Here is a 19846-nt window from a genome sequence, read left to right as displayed (position 1 = left end):
CGGAAGGACCGAACCCGGAATCTCCGGATTCCGGGTTCGCCTCTTCGAGGCGCCCCGGAATGACGTGCCCTTACCCGACCAAGATCACCCTGATGTCGTTGACGTTGGTCAGCGTCGGGCCGGTCTGCAGGAGATCGCCGGTCGCCGCGAAGAACGCGGTCGCATCGTTGTTGTCGAGATAGCTGCGCGGATCGAGCCCGAGCGATTTCATCTTGGCGAAGGTGCTCGCATCGATGATCGCGCCCGCGGGATCGCTCGCGCTGCCGCCGCCGCCGTCGGCACCGTCGGTATCGCCGGCGAGCGCGGCAACGTCCGGCGTATCCTTCACGAGATCCGCCAGGGCCAGCGCGTATTCCTGGTTGGGACCGCCATGGCCATTGCCGCGCACGGTCACCGTGAGCTCGCCGCCGGAGAGGATCGCGATGCGGCGGCCCTCGCTGCGCGCCTTGAGCGCCAGGCGGGCATGGTCGGCGGCGACCTCGCGTGCTTCGCCTTCCAGATCGGCGCCGAGATCGACGATCTCATAGCCGGCCGCTCGCGCGCGGGCGATCGCCGCATCGAGCGAAGCCTTCGGTTTGGCGATCAATTCGTAGCGTGCGCGGGCAAAGGCGGGATCGCTCGCCTTGCAACTCTCGTTGCGCGGATCATCCAGCGCGCGGCGGATCGCCTCATCCATCTCCAGGCCATATTTGGCGATGATGGCGCGCGCATCCGCAAGCGTGGTTGGATCGGGCACCGTCGGGCCGGAGGCGATCGCGGACGGATCGTCGCGCGGCACGTCGGAGATCGCAAGCGTCACGATCTCGGCAGCGTGCCGGCCGGCGCGCGCCAGCCGCCCGCCTTTGATGCGCGACAGATGCTTACGGACCGTGTTGATCTCGCCGATCGGCGCGCCGGAGCGCAGCAGTGCCCGCGTCAACTGCTGCTTTTGCCCAAAGCTGATGCCGTCGGCCGGAGCGATCCAGTTGGCGGAGCCGCCGCCCGACAGCAGCACCAGCAGGAGATCGTCCGCTTGCGCGGTTTCGGCCAACTGCAGCGTCTCCTCCGCGGCTCTCATGCCTGCTTCGTCCGGCATCGGGTGGCCGGCCTCGATCACTTTGATGCGCCGCGTCGGCACGCCGTGGCCGTGCCGCGTGGTGGCAATGCCGGAAAGCCGCGCCGGATCAAGCTTGAACCCGTCGAGATAGTGCCGCTCGGCGGAGGCCGCCATGGCGGCGGCGCCTTTGCCCGCGGCAAGGCATATCACGCGGCCGGACGGCGGCGGCGACAGATGCGGCGCCAGCACGACGTCGGGGTGGGCAGCGGCCACCGCCGCGTCGAAGATTGCGCGCAGGAGAGGGCGTCGGTCGGTCATTGCTTTCGGAACGATCGGGAGGAGAACATTGCTATTGTTTATCCCTCTTCTCCGCTCAAAAGAAAACCCCCGCAAGAGCATGATCCGGAAGAGTGGGCACCGGTTTTCCGAAGAGATCATGGTCCAAAAAACCCAGAGCACGATGATGTATCGCGCTCCAGGCCTGCGGGGGCAAACTGCAAGCGTCGCGGCGACGCTAAAGCGCGGTGAGATTGGGTTGAATTGTCATCGCGCTTTGGCTCTTTGATTGAGCATGATCTTTTCGGAAAACCGCTACACACTTTTCCTGATCATGCTCTAGCCGCCGACGTCGCCGGAGATGACGTCGCCGAACAGCTCCCACTTCTCGCCCTTGAAACGCTGCAGCTGAAGCTGGCTGATCGGGGCGAAATCGCTCGGGGATGTGTTGATGGTGATGCCGGGCAGCAGCATCTCGACGCGGAAGTTTTTCAGGTTTGCCGCCTGCTTCATCACGTTCTCGCGGGTAAGGTCGTCACCGCATTGCTTGAGCACCTGCACCAATGTCTGCGCGACGCTGTAGCCGACCACTGGTTCGTTGGCGAGCTTGTCGCCCTCGGGGAAATCCTTGGCCATGAAGTCGAGGAATTGCTTCATCCCGGCGTCGTCCTTCCATTGCGGGTCGGAGACGTCCTTCAGATAGGCCGCGGAAATGATGCCTTGCGCGTTCTCAAAGCCGGCCGGCTTCATCACGCTGCCGACCGAGGCCGAGACGTTATTGAGGATGTGCAGCGCATTCCAGTCGATTTCGTGCGCCTTCCTGATCGCTTGCGCCGCGAATTTGGGTGTGGTGATGTCGACGAACACGTCGGCGCCGGTCGACTTCAGCTTGACGATGTGGCTATCGATGGTCGGCTCGGTGGTCTCATAGCTTTCTTCCGCAATGATCATCGAGGCGGCCTTGGCGCCAAGCCCGTCCTTCAAGCCTTTCAGATAGTCCTTGCCGTAATCGTCGTTCTGGTAGAGCACCGCGATCTTGGCGTCGGGCTTCTCCTTCAAAAGGTATTTCGCGTAGATGCGCGACTCGCTCTGGTAGTTGGGCTGCCAGCCCATGGTCCAGGGGAAGTTTTGCGGGTCGTTCCACTTGGTCGCGCCGGTGGCGACGAAGAGCTGCGGCACCTTCTTCGCATTCATGTATTTGTGGATCGCGGAGTTCGGCGGCGTGCCGAGCGAATTGAAGATGAACAGCACCTCGTCGCTTTCGACCAGCTTGCGCGCCTGCTCGACGGTCTTCGGCGGGCTGTAGCCGTCGTCATAGGAGATGAAGTTGATCTTGCGCCCGTTGATGCCGCCTTCGGCATTGATCTTCCTGAAGTAGGCGGCCTCGGTCTTGCCGATCTGGCCGTAGGCGGACGCCGGGCCGCTATAGGGCATGATGTTGCCGATCTTGATTTCAGTGTCGGTGGCGCCGGTGTCATATTTCTTATCCGCCGCCGGCGCGGCTGCAATCGAAGCGGCGAACAGGACAAGGGCGGTCGATGCTACGGCCAGCCTTGTGGCGATAACAGGCATTACGTTCTCTCCCTTTTTTGAAAAATGTCGATCGTGTCGCGGCTCTCTTGACCGGGAGCTCTTTTCTGATCCGCCGTAGTCGATACCATTTTGCGAAAACCGTCAAACGGAAAGCCCCTGCGAAAGAGCCGCAGGGGCTGCCGTCTTAGCGGTCAAGTTCGCGACGGGGCGCTCGGCGCTAACCGCCGACGTCGGACGAGATGACGTCGCCGAAGCGCTCCCAGCTATCGCCCTTGAAGCGCTCGAGCTGCAATTGTGAAATCGGCGCAAAGTCCGTCGGCGACGTGTTGACCTTGACCCCGGGCAGGAACATGCCGAGCTCGAGATCCCGGATGTTCGCCGCCTGTTTCATGACATTGGCGCGGGTGAGATCGTTGCCGCAGGCCTTCAGCACATGCACCAGGCCCTGGGCCACGGTGTAGCCGTAGACCACGTTGATGTCGCTGCGGTTGGCATCAGGGAAGTACTTGTCCAGGAATGCATTCCATTCCTTCATCCCCGCGTCGTCCTTCCACTGCGGATCGGTGGGATCCTTTAGATAAGCCGAGGAGATGATGCCCTGATCATTCTCGAAGCCGGCCGGCTTCATCACGCTGCCGATCGAAACCGAGACGTTATTGAGGAAGTGCACCGGCTTCCAGCCGATCTCGGCGACTTTCCTGATCGCCTGTGCGGCGAATTTCGGGGTGGTGACGTTGAAGAAGATATCGGCGCCGCTCGCCTTCAGCGTGACGATGTGAGAATCGATCGTCGGCTCGGTGGTCTCATAACTTTCCTCGGCCACGATCATCGAGCTGGCCTTGGCGCCGAGCCCGTCCTTCAATCCTTTCAGGTAATCCTTCCCGTAGTCGTCGTTCTGGTACAGCACGGCGATCTTGCCGCTCGGATGGTTCTTCAGCATGTATTTCGCGTAGATGCGCGACTCGCTCTGGTAGTTCGGCTGCCAGCCCATGGTCCAGGGGAAATCCTTCGGGTCGTTCCACTTGGTTGCGCCGGTGGCGACGAAGAGCTGCGGCACTTTCTTCGCGTTCATGTATTTCTGGATCGCCGAGTTCGGCGGCGTGCCGAGCGAGTTGAAGATCAGGAGCACCTCGTCGCTCTCGACCAGCTTGCGTGCCTGCTCGACGGTCTTCGGCGGGCTGTAGCCGTCGTCATAGGAGATGAAATTGATCTTTCGTCCGTTGATGCCGCCTTCCGCATTGATCTTGTTGAAGTAGGCCGCTTCCGTCCTTCCGATCACGCCGTAGGCCGAGGCCGGGCCGCTATAGGGCATGATGTTACCGATCTTGATTTCGGTATCGCTCGCGCCGGTGTCGTATTTGCTTTGCGCCAGCGCTCCGGGGGACATCGCAACGGCTATCGCGACTGCGGCCGAAAAGGCCGCCCATCGCCATTCGAATGCAGGCATGACGTTCTCCTTGGTCGGTGAATGCGTCTCCTTGTGATTATTGGGAGGGTCTGCTCGCGTCCGCTCGTCTCGGGTGCGGGCGTCGACGCTTCCCACGTTTGTTGGGCGCGTCCTCCTGACGCTCCGGCCTGCATTCAACACCCGTTGCGAGGCACCAGCAATATAAAGCCCCCCGCGAGAGCATCACGGGGGGCGTCATTTAGTCTAACGGGCGAGCTGCGGGATTCCCACACTCAAAGGTATCACTGGAAACTGCTTTGCTCGTTGAGCTGGCCGCTCATGATGGGGCCGAACAGCTCCCACTTCTCGCCCTTGAAGCGCATCATCTGTAGCTGCTTGATCGGAGCGAAATCGGTCGGCGACGTGTTGATCTTGATGCCGGGCAGGAGCGTGTCGGGCTCGAAATCATTCAAGCTTGCCGCCTGCTTCATCACGTTCTCGCGGGTCAGCTCGTCGCCGCACTGCTTGAGCACTTGCACCAGCGTCTGCGCCACGCCGTAACCGTACACCGTCGAGGCGTTCAGCCTGTCGCCCTCCGGATAGTATTTCTCCAGGAAAGCATAGAATTTCTTCATGCCGGGATCGTTGTCCCACTGCGGATCGGAGCCGTCCTTGGCGTAGGCCGATGACAGGATGCCTTGGGAGTTCTCGAAGCCCGCCGGCTTGAGCACGCCGCCGACGGAGGCCGACACGTTGGAGACGATGTGCAGGGGGTGCCAGTCGATCTCGGCGAGCCTTTTGATCGCCTGCGCCGCAAATTTGGGCGTGGTGACGGAGATGAAGACATCGGCGCCGGAAGCTTTCAGCCTGACGATATGGTTATCGATCGAAGGCTCCGAGGTCTCGTAGCCTTCCTCGGCGACGATCATGGAGCTCTTGTCCGCGAGGCCGTCTTTCAATCCGTTCAGATAGTCCTTACCGAAATCATCGTTCTGATAGAGCACGCCGATCTTGCCCTCGGGCTTCTCCTTGAGCAGATATTTCGCATAGATATGCGCCTCGCTCTGGTAGGAGGGCTGCCAGCCCATGGTCCAGGGGAAATTCTTGGGGTCGTTCCACTTGCTGGCGCCGGTGGCGACGAAGAGCTGCGGTACTTTCTTGGCATTCAAATATTTCTGGATCGCCGAGTTCGAGGGCGTGCCGAGCGAATTGAAAATCAAAAGGACCTCGTCGCTCTCGACCAGCTTGCGCGCCTGCTCCACCGCTTTCGGCGGGCTGTAGCTGTCGTCGTATGAAATGAACTTGATTTTGCGGCCGTTGATGCCGCCTTCGGCATTGATCTTGTTGAAATAGGCCTCTTCGGTCTTGCCGATCACGCCATAGGCGGAGGCAGGGCCGCTATAGGGTATGATGTTGCCGATCTTGATCTCGGTATCGCTGGCACCGGCATCGTATTTCTTTTGGGCGAGTGCCGCGCCGGAGGTAAAGAAGACGACCGCCGTCGCAAGCGCGGCTAGTCTTAGTTTTTGCGAAAGCATCATTTCTCCTTGTTGAGCGAAGAACGCGTTTCTCCCTCGCCCCCATCCGCCTCCGCTAAAGCTTCGGCGGGCAAGAGGGGCGCGAGGTAAAACGGCTCGCGGATGATTCAGTCCAATCAAGGACGATTCCGCTTCACTACCGCCTCTTGTATTTCGCGAGCGCCTGCTGGCAGACGATCGCAACCTGCCTTGCGCCGTGCGGTACGGCGAAGATGACGAGGAACAGGAGCACGCCGAACACCGCACCGGACAATCCTTTCGAAATGCTTTCGGCGATGTTCGGCACGAAAATGATGAAGGCCGAGCCCACGATCGATCCGGGCAGCCAACCGACGCCGCCGACCACCATGCCGAGGAACAGCGCGATGGCGAGCGTGATGGTGTAGCTGTCGGGCGCGACGAACTGCACCACGATGGCACCGAGCGAGCCGGCAACGCCGGTGATCCCGGCGGAAACGCCGAATGCCAGCGTCTTGTACAATGCGACGTCAATGCCCATGGCGGAGGCCGCGATCTCGTTGTCTCGGATCGCCATGAAGGCGCGGCCCGAGCGCGAGCGCAGCAGATTGACCGAGGCGATGTAGATCGCGATGGTGATCACCAGTGTGAAATAATAGAGCCACATGTCCTGCGACATCGGCAGGCCGAACGGCGCGTCAGGCTTGGTTACGACCAGGCCCTGCACGCCGCCGGTCCAGGGCTCCAGGAAATTCAGCTTCAGGAGCTGCGGCATCGCGGTTGCGAGCGCGAAGGTCGCGAGCGCAAGATACACGCCGGACAGCCGCAGCGCCGGCTGGCCGAACAGGAAACCTGCTGCGAAGCACAACGCGCCCGAAACCGGAAGGGTCAGCACGTAATTGACGTTGTACTGCTCCATCAGGATTGCGGACGTATAGGCGCCGATCGCATAGAACGCGCTCTGGCCCAGCGAGAACTGGCCGCTGCCGCCGGTCAGAATGTTGAGCGCCAGCACCGCGAGCCCATAGACCAGGAGCATCGTCATCTGGAAGATGATGAAGTTCTTGACGAACAGTGGCGCGACGACCAGCAGGGCAAGCACCGTCAGCGATGTGCCGGTGCCGAGCGTCATAGCCCGCTTGGGGACGGCTTCTACCGCAGGCGCCTCGGTTACGACTTCCTCGACAGCAGCGCTCATGCTCAGACTCGCTTCACGATGGGCCGGCCGAACAGTCCGGCGGGTTTGACGACGAGGACGGAAATGATCAGCGCCAGGGCGATCGGCAGTTTCAGTTCATTGCCGATGCCGGGAATGTAGGTGCCGGCGAGGTTCTCGAAGATGCCGACCAGGAAGCCGCCGATCACGGCGCCGAACGGGCTCGTCAGCCCGCCGAGCACCGCGGCCGCAAAGCCGTAGATCAGGACGCCCAGCATCATGTTGGGCTCAAGGAAGACCACGGGCGCGATCATCATCCCCGCGATCGAGCCGATCGCGGCTGCCATGCCCCAGCCGAGGGCGATCATCCAGGATGTATTGATGCCGACCAGCCGCGCCGACTCCGGCAGCGAGGCTGCCGCGCGCATGGCCAAACCCACCCGCGTATACCTGAAGAAGGCGTAAAGCCCGATCAGGAGCAGGATGGTGACGCCGATCATGCCGGCCTGGTGGGTCGAAATGAGCTGGCTGCCGAGGAAAGGCGCCGAGCCGAACGGAGTCGGATATTGCTTGATGGTGAAATCCCAGATCAGCCCCGCGGACGAGTTGATGATCGAATACAGCGCAATGAAACCCGCGACGTTGGTCAGGATCGGCGCTTTTGCCAGCGGCTTGAACATCACGCGCTCGATCGCGATGCCCCCGGCGAAGGACAGCGCAATCGTGATGAAAAATGCCGCCCAATAGGGCATGCCCCATTGCATGAGCTGCCAGGAGATGAAAGTCGAGAACATCGCCATTTCGCCTTGCGCGAAATTGAGATGGTCGATCGCCTGGTAGATCATCACCACCGCAAGCGCCATGCAGGCATAGATCGCGCCGGTGGAGATGCCGGCCAGGATTTGGTTGATGAAAAGCTCCATCGGCCTCGCGCTCCCTAAAGCGTAACGGGTTCAGCTTGAGCTGTAACGGCATGGGAGGTCCACCTCTCCCCGCAACGGGGATAAACCCCGGTTGCGGGGAGAGGTGTACCGAATGCGTGGGCGCACCGATCTCATCAAGCTCACCCCAGCTCAGTAGCCCAGATAGGACTTGCGGACGTCCTCGTTGCTCGCGATCTCCTTCGCAGATCCCGACATGACGATGCGGCCGGTCTCGATCACGTAAGCATGGTCGGCGAGTTCGAGCGCGAGCTGCGCATTCTGCTCGACGACAAGGATCGAGACCTTCTCCTCGCGGTTGATCTTGCCGAGGATCTTGAAGAGATCGCGCACCACCAGCGGCGCGAGCCCGAAGGACGGCTCGTCCAGCAGCATCAGGCGCGGCCGCAGCATCAGCGCGCGGGCAACCGCAAGCATCTGCTGCTCGCCGCCCGACAGCGTGCCGGCCTGCTGGCTGTAACGCTGCTTGAGCACTGGGAAATAGGCATACATCCGCTCGATATCGGCGACGATGCCGGCCTTGTCGGTGCGGGTGATGGCCCCGAGCTGCAGGTTCTCCTCGACGGTCATGGCGGTGAAGGTGCCGCGGCCTTGCGGCACATGCGCGATCCCGAGCCGCACGATGTTCTCGGTCGAGCGGCTGCCGAGCGGCTGGCCGTCGAATTCGATCGCGCCGGTTGATCGCACCATGTTGCAGATCGCGCGCAGCGTCGTGGTCTTGCCGGCGCCGTTGGCCCCGAGCAAGGTGGTGAGGCTGCCCTCGTTGAGCGAGAAGGTGAGCCCATGCAGCGCCTGCACTTGGCCGTAATAGGCGCGCAGGTCCTTGACGTTGAGCAGCGTCGTCATTGGTCCTTGCTCCCGAGATAGGCCTTGATCACGTCGGGATCGGCCTGCACCTCTCCCGGCGTGCCTTCGGCGAGCTTGCGGCCGAAATTCAGCGCCACGACATGGTCGGCGATCGACATCACGAGCCCCATGTGATGTTCGACCAGCAGCACGGTGACATGGCGCTCGTCGCGGATGCGGCGGATCAGCTCGCCCAGCACATGGACTTCCTCGTGGTTGAGGCCGCCTGCGGGTTCGTCGAGAAGAAGGATTTTCGGATCGGCCGCCAGCGCGCGCGCGAGCTCGACGCGCTTTTGCGTGCCGAACGGCAGGCCCGAGACGGTGGCGTGCGCGACGTCCTCGAGATCGAGATAGCCGAGGATTTCGTGGACCTTCTTGTTCACGCTCGCTTCGCTGCGGCGGACCCAGGGGGGCCTAAGCGAATCGCTGATGATGTCGCTGGAGGTGCGGGCGTGGGTGCCGACGCGCACATTGTCGAGCACCGAGAGATTGGCGAACAGCGCGACGTTCTGGAAGGTGCGGCCAATGCCTATCTCGGCGATCCGGTGCGGCGGCCGCTTCAGGATGCTCACGCCTTCCATCAGGATGTCGCCGGCGCTTGGCTGATACAGCCGGCTCAGGCAGTTGAACAGCGTGGTTTTGCCGGCGCCGTTCGGACCGATCAGGCCGAGGATCTGGCCCTTGTGCATGTCGAAAGAGACGCCGTTCAATGCGACAATGCCGCCGAACACGACGCTGACGTCGCGAACCGCGAGCAGGGGATCCTGTCTCTGCGCCAATTGGGCCTGCGTCATGTCGTCTCGCCCGTGCGACTTGCAGGGGCGAGACGGGCGCACGAGCGTCCTCGCACGCGACAACGATGAAGCCTACCTGATCTCCTCGGCCACAACTTTCCCTCCTGGTTTCCCGTTTTTGTTTTGTTGTTTTTGTTGTTTTCTTGATTGCGCTGCCGGCGGTGCGATGCCGCCGAGGGCTGCTTCGATGTTCCTTACCATCGCCACAAGGCGTGGTCCAATATCGTTGCGAAGCCGCTCCTCCGTAAAACGGAACGCAGGCGCTCCGCAGTTAAACGCATATGGCCCCGTTCCGTCATTCAACTTTAGCGCAACGCCGACCGCATGCACGTCGTCTTGCCACTCGCCGGCCGACATCGCGAAGCCGTATTTGGCAACCGTTTCGCCGGAACGTTCGATGCCGTCCCGCATTTTCGGCCAGCGGCTGCCGTAATGTTCACGAAGCTCGCGCAGCAAAGCGGCGCGTTCCTCGTCCGTGAGCGCCCAAATGTAGGCGCGCCCCATCGCGGTGGTTGCAATGGGAATGCGAGAGCCGACGTCAAGTTGAACTCCGACCGTCAGCTCGCTCCGGCTCTGGCCGAAATAGATCATGCTGTGGCGGTCGCGGCCGCCGACCGCGCAGGCGCCGCCGGTCTGCCGCATCAGTTCCTCGCGGTACGGCTCGGACAGGCGGCCGACGCCGAGATTGGCCAGCGCCGCATAGCCAAGCGCCATCACGGCGGGCGCGAGGCGATACTTTTCAAACCGCGGAACCGGCGTAAGATAACCCAGCTTGGTCAAGGTATAAGTCAGCCGGGAAACCGTCGGCTTGGGCAAATTCGTACGGGCCGCGATCTCCTGATTGCCCAGGAGCCCGTCATTGGGTTGGAATGCGCGCAAGACTTCGAGTCCACGGGAGAGCGCGACGACGAAATTGCGATCGGTCGCTGGTTTCTTCCCTGTACGTTTCATTGACGGCTGCTACTTGCGCGGAGTCGTTGACAAGCGACGTGCTTCAAAATAACCCTCGATGTCAAGATGTGGAATTAAATTCCGCAGTGCGAAATTGACGGGAACAATAATCCGCAAGCGAACAAGAAGCCAGCAAACAAGAAGCCCCCAAACAATAAGCCAAGGAGCGTAGCGTGAGCGAAGTGGTCAAGCTCGAACGTCAAGATGTCATCGCCATCATCACCGTCAACAATCCTCCCGTGAACGCGCTGAGCGCCGCGGTGCGCGGCGGCATCCTGGAATGCGTGAACAGCGCGATCGCCGACCCCGAGGTGAAGGCGATCGTCCTGACCTGTGCGGGGCGCACCTTCATCGCCGGCGCCGACATCACCGAGTTCGGCAAGCCGCCGAAGCCGCCGGGCCTGAACGAAGTGCTCGCGGTGATGGAGAATTCGCCGAAGCCGATCGTGGCGGCGATTCACGGCACCTCCCTCGGCGGCGGGCTCGAGGTGGCGCTCGCTTGCCATTTCCGCGTCGCGACCAAGGAAGCCAAGCTCGGTCTGCCCGAGGTGAAGCTGGGCCTTCTGCCCGGCGCCGGCGGCACGCAGCGCCTGCCGCGCGCGGTGGGGCCTGAGCTCGCGGTGAAGATGATCGTCGGCGGCGATCCGATCAGCGCCGCGGAGGCCTTGAAGAACGGCTTGATCGAGGAGATTGTCGAGGGGCCCGCCATCGGTGGCGAGGCCTTTGCCCGCAAGGTGCTCGCCGAGAAACGGCCGCTGCGCAAGCTGCGCGACGACAATTCCAAACTTGCCGCAGCAAAGGCCGACCGCTCTATTTTTACCAACGCGGTCGCCGCGATGACCAAGCGGGCGCGCGGGCTGGAGGCGCCCTTCGCGGCGGCCGATGCCGTCGGCTATGCCATCGATCTGCCCTTTGACGAAGGGCTGAAGAAGGAGCGTGAGGCTTTCCTGAAGCTGGTCGCGAGCGACCAGTCCAAGGCGCAGCGCTATGCCTTCTTCGCCGAGCGCGAGGCCGCGAAGATTGCGGGTGTCCCCGAAGGGACGAAACCGCGCAATGTGGAGCGGGTCGCCATCATCGGCGCCGGCACCATGGGTGGCGGCATCGCGATGTCCTTCGCCAATGCCGGCATCCCCGTGACACTGATCGAGACCGGCGAGGAGCAGCTCAAGCGCGGCATGGGCGTGATGCAGAAGAACTGGGAAGCCACCGCTGCCCGCGGCGGCATCCCGGCTGATGCGCCCGCCAAGCGCATGGCGTTGATCAACGGCGTGGTCGGTCTGGACAACGTCAAGGACGCCGACCTCGTGATCGAGGCGGTGTTCGAGACGATGGCGGTGAAGAAAGAAGTCTTCGGCCAGCTCGACAAGTTCGCAAAGCCGGGCGCGGTGCTCGCATCGAATACCTCGTACCTGAACATCGACGAAATCGCCAAGGAAACCAAACGTCCGCAGGACGTGCTCGGCATGCACTTCTTCTCGCCGGCCAATGTGATGAAGCTGTGCGAAATCGTGCGCGCGGCGAAAACCGCACCCGATGCCTTGGTGACCGCCGTCTCCATCGCGCGCAAGATCGCCAAAGTGCCGGCGGTGGTCGGCGTCTGCGACGGCTTTGTCGGCAACCGCATGCTGGCGCAGCGTGGCAAGCAGGCCGAAAAACTCCTGTTCGAAGGCGCGCTGCCGCAGCAGGTCGACGCCGTGGTTACGAAATTCGGCATGCCGATGGGCCCCTTCGCGATGGGCGATCTCGCTGGCCTCGATATCGGTTGGCGCTCGCGTAAAGACCGCGGCATCAAGAGCGAGATCGCGGATGCGCTGTGCGAAGCCGGCCGCTTCGGCCAGAAGACCGGCAAGGGCTATTACAAGTATGAAGCCGGTTCGCGCGCGCCGCTGCCCGATCCGGACGTCGAAAAGCTGATCGACGAGACCTTGACGCGGCTCGGGCGCAAGCGGCGCGCGGTCAGCGACGAGGAAATCCTCGAGCGTATGATGTATCCGATGATCAACGAGGGCGCGAAGATCCTGGAAGAGAGTATCGCCGCGCGGCCGAGCGACATCGACGTGGTCTGGCTCTATGGTTATGGGTGGCCGATCTATCGCGGCGGCCCGATGTATTGGGCCGACCAGGTCGGGTTGAAGCACATCGCCGATCGTCTCGCCTTCTACGCCAAGGAAACCAACGATCCCTCGCTCGAACCGGCGCCGCTGCTCAAGCGTCTCGTCGCCGAAGGCAAAGGCTTTGCCTCGCTCACGGCGTCGAGCTCGAAAGCGGCTTGATGGGCCATTGCTCTCACCCAGTCATTCCGGGGCGGCTCGCGGAGCCGAACCCGGAATCTCGAGGTTCTCAGATGTGCAATTGTGCATCAGAGTTCGATGCTAGCGCATCGCCCCGGAATGAGGGTGTCTGAAAATTAACATGACCCACCCCGGCGAACAATTTTACCCTGAAGGCGTGCATTGGGACGACCCGATCGCGCAAGGCACGTTGCCCGACCTCCTGTCGCAAGCGGCGCGCGACTATGGCGCGCGCACGGCGATCGAATTCCGCGACCGCCCGATCTCTTACGCCGAGCTTGAAGCGTTGGCCGAGGTTGCGGCCGCCGCTTACTTGCGCGCCGGTTATGGCAAGGCCGCCTCGATCGCCCTGTTCCTCGGCAACACGCCCGACCATCCGATCAATTTCTTCGGCGCGCTCAAGGCAGGCGGTCGGGTCGCGCATCTCTCGCCGCTCGACGGTGAGATCGCGCTGTCGCACAAGCTTACAGATTCAGGCAGCCGCGTCCTGGTCACCAGCAACCTCGCGGCGCTGTTGCCGACTGCGCTGAAGTTTCTGGAGAAGGGGCTGATCGACCGCCTGATCGTCTGCGAGGACGACCATTGGGGCGCGGTCGGCACCAAGCAGGCGCCGATCCCGAAGCATCCCGCCGTCGTCACCTTCAAGCAATTCGTCGATGGCGCAGCGCCGCCGCAGGAGTGGCCGACGGTCTCGCCCGATGACGTTGCGCTCTTGCAATATACCGGTGGCACCACCGGCCTGCCCAAGGGCGCGATGCTCACCCACGGCAATCTCACTGCGGCGGTCTCGATCTACGATATCTGGGGCAGGCCGGCGCGGCAAAAGCGCGAGGGGATCGACCGTGTCATCTGCGTGCTGCCGCTGTTCCACATCTACGCGCTGACGGTGGTGCTGCTCTCCTCGCTCCGCCGCGGCAATCTGATCTCGCTGCACCAGCGTTTCGATGCAGAGGCCGTGATGCGCGACATCGAGATCAAGCGCGCCACCTATTTCCCGGGCGTTCCCACCATGTGGATAGCGATCGCCGCGTTGCCCGATCTCGATAGGCGCGACTTCTCCTCGCTCGTCAGTGCTGGCTCCGGCGGCGCGCCGTTGCCGGTCGAGGTGGCCAGAGTTTTCGAGCGCAAGGTCGGCATCAAACTGAAGAGCGGCTGGGGCATGACCGAGACCTGCTCGCCGGGTACCGGCCATCCGCCTGTCGGTCCCGAGAAGCCCGGCTCGATCGGCTTGATGCTGCCCGGCATCGAGCTCGATGTCGTTGCGCTCGACGATCCCAAAAAGGTGCTGCCGCCGGGCGAGGTCGGCGAGATCCGCATCAAGGGGCCGAACGTCACCAAGGGCTACTGGAACAAGCCGAAAGAAACCGCGGAATCCTTCGTCGGCGATCGCTTTCTCACCGGCGACATCGGCTACATGGACGCGGACGGCTATTTCTATCTGGTCGACCGCAAGAAGGACATGATCATCTCCGGTGGCTTCAACGTCTATCCGCAGATGATCGAACAGGCGATCTACACCTACCCGGGCGTGCAGGAAGTGATCGTCATCGGCATTCCCGATGCCTATCGCGGCGAAGCCGCGAAAGCTTTCATCAAGCTGCGCGAGGGCGCCAAGCCGTTCACGCTGGAGGAGCTGCGCGAGCACCTGACCGGCAAGCTCGGCAAGCACGAATTGCCCGCGGCCGTGGAGTTCGTCGCCGAATTGCCGCGCACGCCGGTCGGAAAACTCTCGCGCCACGAATTGCGCAAGCGGCAACCATCGTCACACCAAACAGAACCAAAACAGCAACTCGCAACAGGAGGTCGTCCATGACCGATGCCGTCATCGTTTCCACCGCCCGCACGCCGATCGGCAAGGCCTATCGCGGCGCGCTCAACGTCACCGAAGGCGCGACCCTGCTCGGCCACGCCATCGGCGAGGCGGTGAAGCGCGCCAACCTCGATCCGGCGGAGGTCGAGGACGTGGTGATGGGTGCGGCGCTGCAGCAGGGCGCGACCGGCGGCAATATCGCGCGCAAGGCGCTGCTGCGTGCAGGTCTGCCCGTGACGGTGGGCGGCACCACCATCGACCGCCAATGCGCGTCGGGCCTGCAGGCGATTGCGCTCGCGGCGCGCTCGGTCCTGTTCGACGGCGTCGAGATCGCGGTCGGCGGCGGCGGCGAGTCGATCAGCCTGGTGCAGAACGACAAAATGAACACCTTCCATGCCCAGGACCCGGCGCTCTTGAAGATCAAGGGCGAGGTCTACATGCCGATGATCGACACCGCCGAGGTGGTCGCAAAGCGCTACGAGATCTCGCGCGAGAGGCAGGACGAATATTCGCTGGAGAGCCAGCGCCGCGTCGCGGCGGCCCAGCAGGCCGGCAAGTTCAGGGACGAGCTGGCGCCGATCACCACCAAGATGGCGGTGACCGACAAGGCGACCGGCGAGGTTTCCTACAAGGAAGTCACGCTGTCGCAGGACGAGGGCCCGCGGCCCGACACCACGGCGGAAGGTCTCGCCGGCTTGAAGCCGGTGCGCGGCGAAGGCTTCACCATCACCGCCGGCAATGCCAGCCAGCTCTCGGACGGCGCCAGCGCCTGCGTGATCATGAGCGACAAGCAAGCGGCGAAGCGCGGCCTCAAGCCGCTCGGCATCTTCCGCGGCTTCGTCGCCCATGGCTGCGAGCCGGACGAGATGGGCATCGGCCCGGTCTTCGCCGTGCCGCGGCTGCTCAGCCGTCATGGCCTGAAGGTCGATGACATCGATCTCTGGGAGCTCAACGAAGCCTTCGCCGTGCAGGTGATCTATTGCCGCGACCGGCTCGGCATCGATCCCGAGAAGATCAACGTCAATGGCGGCTCGATACCAATGGGCCATCCCTACGGCATGTCGGGCGCGCGGCTGACCGGCCACGCGTTGATCGAAGGCCGCCGCCGCAAGGCGAAATACGCCGTCGTCACCATGTGCGTCGGCGGCGGCATGGGCGCGGCCGGCCTGTTCGAGGTGGTGCATTAAAAAGGGTTGCACGTCGTTGCGGACAGGAAGCGCCTGATCCGGAATCTGGAGATTGTGGCGCAAAATTCCGGGTTCGCGCATCCAAGTCGGCTGTTGCCGACTTGGACAATAAGATCGCCGAACTCGGGTAGGCCCGAGTTCGGAGCGCCCCGGAATGACGTGGTCGATAACTAAATTCGTTCACAGGAGGATCCGATGGATCTCGCATTCACTAAGGAAGAGCAGGCGTTCCGCGAGGAAGTGCGGCAATTCTTCCGTGACAACGTGCCGCCGGAGACGCGGCGCAAGCTGGTCGAGGGCCGCCACGTCTCGAAGGAGGAGATGGTCGTCTGGTGGCGCATCCTCAACAAGAAGGGTTGGGGCGTCAGCCACTGGCCGAAGGAATATGGCGGCACGGGGTGGAGCTCGGTGCAGCACTACATCTTCAACGAGGAACTGCAGATGTATCCGGCGCCGGCGCCGCTCGCCTTCGGCGTCTCCATGGTCGGCCCGGTCATTTACACTTTCGGCAACGAAGCGCAGAAAAAATACTATCTGCCGCGCATTGCAAACGTCGACGACTGGTGGTGCCAGGGCTTCTCGGAGCCGGGCTCGGGTTCGGACCTCGCTTCGCTGAAGACGAAAGCGGAGCGCAAGGGCGACAAGTGGATCATCAACGGCCAGAAGACCTGGACCACGCTGGCGCAATATGCCGACATGATCTTCTGCCTCTGCCGCACCGATCCAGCTGCGAAGAAGCAGACCGGCATCTCCTTCATCCTGGTCGACATGAAGAGCAAGGGCATCACGGTGCGCCCGATCCAGACCATCGACGGCGGCCATGAGGTCAACGAAGTCTTCTTCGACGATGTCGAGGTGCCTTACGAGAACCTGGTCGGCGAGGAAAACAAGGGCTGGGATTACGCGAAATTCCTGCTCGGCAACGAGCGCACCGGCATTGCGCGCGTCGGCGTCTCCAAGGAACGCATCCGCCGCATCAAGGAACTCGCCTCGAAGGTCGAGTCAGGCGGGCGTCCGGTGATCGAGGATCCCGCTTTCCGCGAGAAGCTCGCGGCTTGCGAAATCGAGCTGAAAGCGCTGGAGCTGACACAGCTCCGCGTCGTCGCCGACGAAGGCAAGCACGGCAAGGGCAAGCCCAATCCGGCCTCGTCGGTGCTGAAGATCAAGGGCTCGGAAATCCAGCAGACCACCACCGAGCTTCTGATGGAAGTGATCGGGCCGTTCGCGGCGCCTTACGACGAGCATCCTGATAGCAGCAATGAGGCGATGGATTGGACAGCGCAGATCGCACCGAGCTACTTCAACAACCGCAAGGTCTCGATCTACGGTGGCTCCAACGAGATCCAGCGCAACATCATCACCAAGGCGGTGCTGGGGCTTTAGCTTCATTCCGGGGCGCGCGCCCGAACTCGGGTTTACCCGAGTTCGGAAATTTTCGATTGTCCAGGTCGGCAACAGCCGACTTGGATGCGAGCCCGGAATCTCGCGCCGCAACTTCCAGATTCCGGGTTCGCTCGCTGTACGCGAGCGCCCCGGAATGACAGAGAAAAATTGGACCGGGTATGAGGACATAGAACACATGGATTTCGATTTGTCCGAGGAGCAGCGGCTGCTCAAGGAAAGCGTCGACGGTCTGTTGACCGACGCCTACGATTTCGAGCAGCGCAAGAAATACATGAAGGAGAAGGGCGGCTGGAGCAGAGCGATCTGGGGCCGCCTCGCCGAGCAGGGCCTGCTCGGCCTGCCCTTTGCGGAAGCCGACGGCGGCTTCGGCGCCGGCGCGGTGGAAACCATGATCGTGATGGAAGCGCTCGGCAAGGCGCTGGTGGTGGAGCCGTATCTCGCCACCATCGTGATCGGCGGCGGCTTCCTGCGCCACGGCGGCTCGGCCGCGCAGAAGGCCGCGCACATCCCGTCCATCATCGACGGCAGCAAGACCTTTGCGTTCGCGCAGCTCGAGAAGAACTCGCGCTATGATCTTCATGACGTCACCACCTCGGCGAAGAAGAAGGGCGCGGCTTACGTGATCGACGGCGAGAAATTCGTCGTCACCAATGGCGAGAACGCGGATACGCTGGTGGTCACCGCGCGCACGCAAGGAGGGCAGCGCGACAAGACCGGCATCGGCGTCTTCCTTGTCCCCGCAGATGCCAAGGGGATTTCTAAAAAGACTTATCCGACCCAGGACGGCCTGCACGCCGCCGACATCAGCTTCACCGGCGTCGAGGTCGGCGCTGATGCTGTGATCGGCGATCCCGAGAACGGGCTGCCGCTGATCGAGCGCGTGGTTGACGAGGCCCGCACCGCGCTGTGCGCGGAAGCGGTCGGCGCCATGGATGAATCGCTGAAGACAACGGTCGAGTATCTGAAGACCCGCAAGCAGTTCGGGGTCCCGATCGGCAGCTTCCAGACTCTGCAGCATCGCGCCGCCGACATGTTCGTGGCGCTCGAGCAGGCGCGCTCGATGTCGATGTTCGCCACCATGGCGGCCGACTTCGACGATGCGGCCGAGCGTGCGAAGGCGGTCGCGGCCGCGAAGTGCCAGATCGGCAAGTCGGGTAAGTTCATCGGCCAGCAATCGATCCAGCTCCACGGCGGCATCGGCATGACCATGGAGGCCAAGATCGGCCACTATTTCAAGCGGCTGACGATGATCGAAAACACTTTTGGCGATAGCGAATATCACCTGCGCCGCGTCAGCGAGAGCGGCGGGTTGGTTTAGCTCGTCATTCCGGGGCATTCGCGGAACGCGAATGGACCCGGAATCTCGCGCCGCAATCTCTGGATTCCGGGCTCACGCGCTCACCCGCGTGCCCCGGAGTGACGAACAAGAAAATGCCCGTCATGCCCGGGCTTGTCCCGCCCATCCACGTTTTCGCTGGCCTGATGAAAGACGCGGATGGCCGGGACAAGCCCGGCCGTGACGAAGAGAAAACAGCAAACGAAGGAAGGGAGCACACGCCGTGACCAACACCCCATTCGATCTCTCCGGCCAGGTTGCCGTGATCACCGGCTCCAGCCGCGGCATCGGCCGCGCCTCCGCCGAACTGCTGGCGCAGCTCGGCGCCAAAGTGGTGATCTCCAGCCGCAAGGCCGAGCCGTGCCAGGAAGTGGCTGATGGCATCAGGAAGGCCGGCGGCGATGCGCATGTCATCCCTTGCAACATCTCCCGTCGCAACGAGGTCGAGGCGTTGATCGAAGGCGCCACCAAGCACTATGGCAAGATCGACATCCTGGTCTGCAACGCTGCCGTGAACCCGTATTACGGACCGCTGCTCGACATCTCTGACGAAGCCTTCGACAAGATCATGGGCTCCAACGTCAAGAGCAACCTCTGGCTCTGCGCGCTCGCGATTCCACAAATGGCCGCGCGCGGCAAAGGCTCGGTGGTGATCATCTCCTCGATCGGGGGGATGCGCGGTTCGACCGTGATCGGCGCCTACGGCATTTCCAAAGCCGCCGATTTCGCGCTGTGCCGGAGCCTCGCCGGCGAGTGGGGTCCGAAGGGCGTGCGCGTCAACTGCGTCGCGCCGGGCCTGGTCAAGACCGATTTCGCGCGTGCGCTGTGGGAAGACGAGGAGCGCTTGAAACACCGCTGCGCCACCACGCCGCTGCGGCGGATCGGCGAGCCGCACGAGATCGCCGGCGCTGTGGCCTATCTCGCCTCCGACGCCTCCACCTTCATGACCGGTCAGACCATCGTGGTCGACGGCGGCGTGACGACGGCGGCGGCCTGACGCGGTCTCCGATCAAGTTACAGAGTCGGACGAGCGCCCTCAACCAAGCCCGTCATTGCTGTGCATGTTCACTAATTCGCTGATCGAATGGTTTGAGTCTGGGCGGCGGCGAAGTCCTTTGGGGTCTTGCCGCCGAGGGCCTGATGAGGTCTGAAATTGTTGTAGTAGATCAGGTACTCGAACAGTTCATTGGCGAAGTGCTCGAGGTTATCGAAGGTTGCGCCTTCGATGACGTCGTCGTCCAGTGTTCGCCAGAACCGCTCGACCTTGCCATTGGTCTGCGGCCGGTAGGGCCTGGTGTAGCGGTGCTTGATCCCGAGCTCGATCAGCATGGCTTCGAAGGGGTGCTCCTCGGGTTTATTGCGGGAGGCGAACTCGGCCCCGTTATCGGAGAGGATCTCGGCG

Annotated in this window: 16 protein-coding genes; 6 read left to right on the top strand and 10 right to left on the bottom strand. The window is 62.7% G+C overall.

The window, feature by feature from the left end; genetic code table 11:
* Window positions 1-70: 70 nt before the first annotated feature.
* The 9 genes from F758_RS0127065 to F758_RS0127020 all read right to left on the bottom strand — a co-directional run bounded on the left by F758_RS0127065 (window position 71) and on the right by F758_RS0127020 (window position 10416).
* Window positions 71-1354, bottom strand: coding sequence for a glycerate kinase type-2 family protein (locus tag F758_RS0127065; RefSeq protein WP_024510818.1), 1284 nt, complete (start codon window positions 1352-1354; stop codon window positions 71-73).
* 297 nt (window positions 1355-1651) lie between these two features.
* Complete coding sequence (locus tag F758_RS0127055; RefSeq protein ID WP_024510816.1) at window positions 1652-2884, bottom strand: ABC transporter substrate-binding protein; 1233 nt, start codon at window positions 2882-2884, stop codon at window positions 1652-1654.
* A gap of 178 nt (window positions 2885-3062) precedes the next feature.
* On the bottom strand, window positions 3063-4292 hold the full coding sequence (locus F758_RS0127050) for an ABC transporter substrate-binding protein (RefSeq protein WP_024510815.1): 1230 nt from the start codon (window positions 4290-4292) through the stop codon (window positions 3063-3065).
* A gap of 242 nt (window positions 4293-4534) precedes the next feature.
* Complete coding sequence (locus F758_RS0127045; RefSeq protein WP_024510814.1) at window positions 4535-5773, bottom strand: ABC transporter substrate-binding protein; 1239 nt, start codon at window positions 5771-5773, stop codon at window positions 4535-4537.
* Window positions 5774-5906: 133 nt separating this feature from the next.
* The gene (locus tag F758_RS0127040; protein ID WP_024510813.1) at window positions 5907-6926 is read right to left on the bottom strand and encodes a branched-chain amino acid ABC transporter permease; all 1020 of its coding nucleotides are present in this window, start codon (window positions 6924-6926) and stop codon (window positions 5907-5909) included.
* A 2-nt stretch (window positions 6927-6928) separates the two neighbouring features.
* The gene (locus F758_RS0127035) at window positions 6929-7807 is read right to left on the bottom strand and encodes a branched-chain amino acid ABC transporter permease (protein WP_024510812.1); all 879 of its coding nucleotides are present in this window, start codon (window positions 7805-7807) and stop codon (window positions 6929-6931) included.
* Window positions 7808-7957: 150 nt separating this feature from the next.
* Window positions 7958-8671, bottom strand: coding sequence for an ABC transporter ATP-binding protein (locus F758_RS0127030; RefSeq protein WP_024510811.1), 714 nt, complete (start codon window positions 8669-8671; stop codon window positions 7958-7960).
* On the bottom strand, window positions 8668-9465 hold the full coding sequence (locus F758_RS0127025) for an ABC transporter ATP-binding protein (protein ID WP_024510810.1): 798 nt from the start codon (window positions 9463-9465) through the stop codon (window positions 8668-8670). Before F758_RS0127025 ends, F758_RS0127030 begins: the two co-directional genes overlap by 4 nt.
* A gap of 72 nt (window positions 9466-9537) precedes the next feature.
* Window positions 9538-10416 carry an IclR family transcriptional regulator gene (locus F758_RS0127020; protein ID WP_024510809.1) on the bottom strand — a complete coding sequence of 293 codons (879 nt, stop codon included), beginning with the start codon at window positions 10414-10416 and terminating at the stop codon, window positions 9538-9540.
* A 173-nt stretch (window positions 10417-10589) separates the two neighbouring features.
* Between F758_RS0127020 and F758_RS0127015 the strand changes: the two genes are divergently transcribed.
* From F758_RS0127015 to F758_RS0126985, 6 genes are all read left to right on the top strand, one after another.
* Window positions 10590-12689: a 3-hydroxyacyl-CoA dehydrogenase NAD-binding domain-containing protein gene (locus F758_RS0127015; RefSeq protein ID WP_024510808.1), complete on the top strand. Its 2100-nt coding sequence runs from the start codon at window positions 10590-10592 to the stop codon at window positions 12687-12689.
* Window positions 12690-12828: 139 nt separating this feature from the next.
* Window positions 12829-14520 (top strand): dicarboxylate--CoA ligase PimA, encoded by a 1692-nt coding sequence (pimA, locus tag F758_RS0127010; RefSeq protein ID WP_024510807.1) that lies wholly within the window; start codon window positions 12829-12831, stop codon window positions 14518-14520.
* A complete protein-coding gene (locus tag F758_RS0127005) occupies window positions 14517-15704 on the top strand; it encodes an acetyl-CoA C-acyltransferase (protein ID WP_024510806.1) in 1188 nt (395 codons plus the stop codon). Before pimA ends, F758_RS0127005 begins: the two co-directional genes overlap by 4 nt.
* Window positions 15705-15899: 195 nt before the next feature.
* Entirely contained in the window at window positions 15900-17087 is a 1188-nt protein-coding gene (gene pimC / locus F758_RS0127000) for a pimeloyl-CoA dehydrogenase large subunit (RefSeq protein ID WP_024510805.1), read from the top strand.
* A 196-nt stretch (window positions 17088-17283) separates the two neighbouring features.
* The gene (pimD, locus tag F758_RS0126995; RefSeq protein WP_024510804.1) at window positions 17284-18426 is read left to right on the top strand and encodes a pimeloyl-CoA dehydrogenase small subunit; all 1143 of its coding nucleotides are present in this window, start codon (window positions 17284-17286) and stop codon (window positions 18424-18426) included.
* Between the two features lie 241 nt (window positions 18427-18667).
* On the top strand, window positions 18668-19441 hold the full coding sequence (locus tag F758_RS0126985; protein ID WP_024510803.1) for an SDR family NAD(P)-dependent oxidoreductase: 774 nt from the start codon (window positions 18668-18670) through the stop codon (window positions 19439-19441).
* A gap of 71 nt (window positions 19442-19512) precedes the next feature.
* Here the strand turns inward: F758_RS0126985 and F758_RS44640 are convergent.
* Window positions 19513-19846: integrase core domain-containing protein (locus F758_RS44640; RefSeq protein ID WP_035723205.1), on the bottom strand; the 334-nt coding region annotated here is incomplete at its 5' end.

Origin of the sequence: Bradyrhizobium sp. ARR65, assembly GCF_000472385.1 — a bacterium.
Classification (GTDB): Bacteria; Pseudomonadota; Alphaproteobacteria; order Rhizobiales; family Xanthobacteraceae; genus Bradyrhizobium.
The sequence above is the reverse complement of the archived record's forward strand: the minus strand, read 5'-3'. Positions and strand labels throughout refer to the sequence as shown.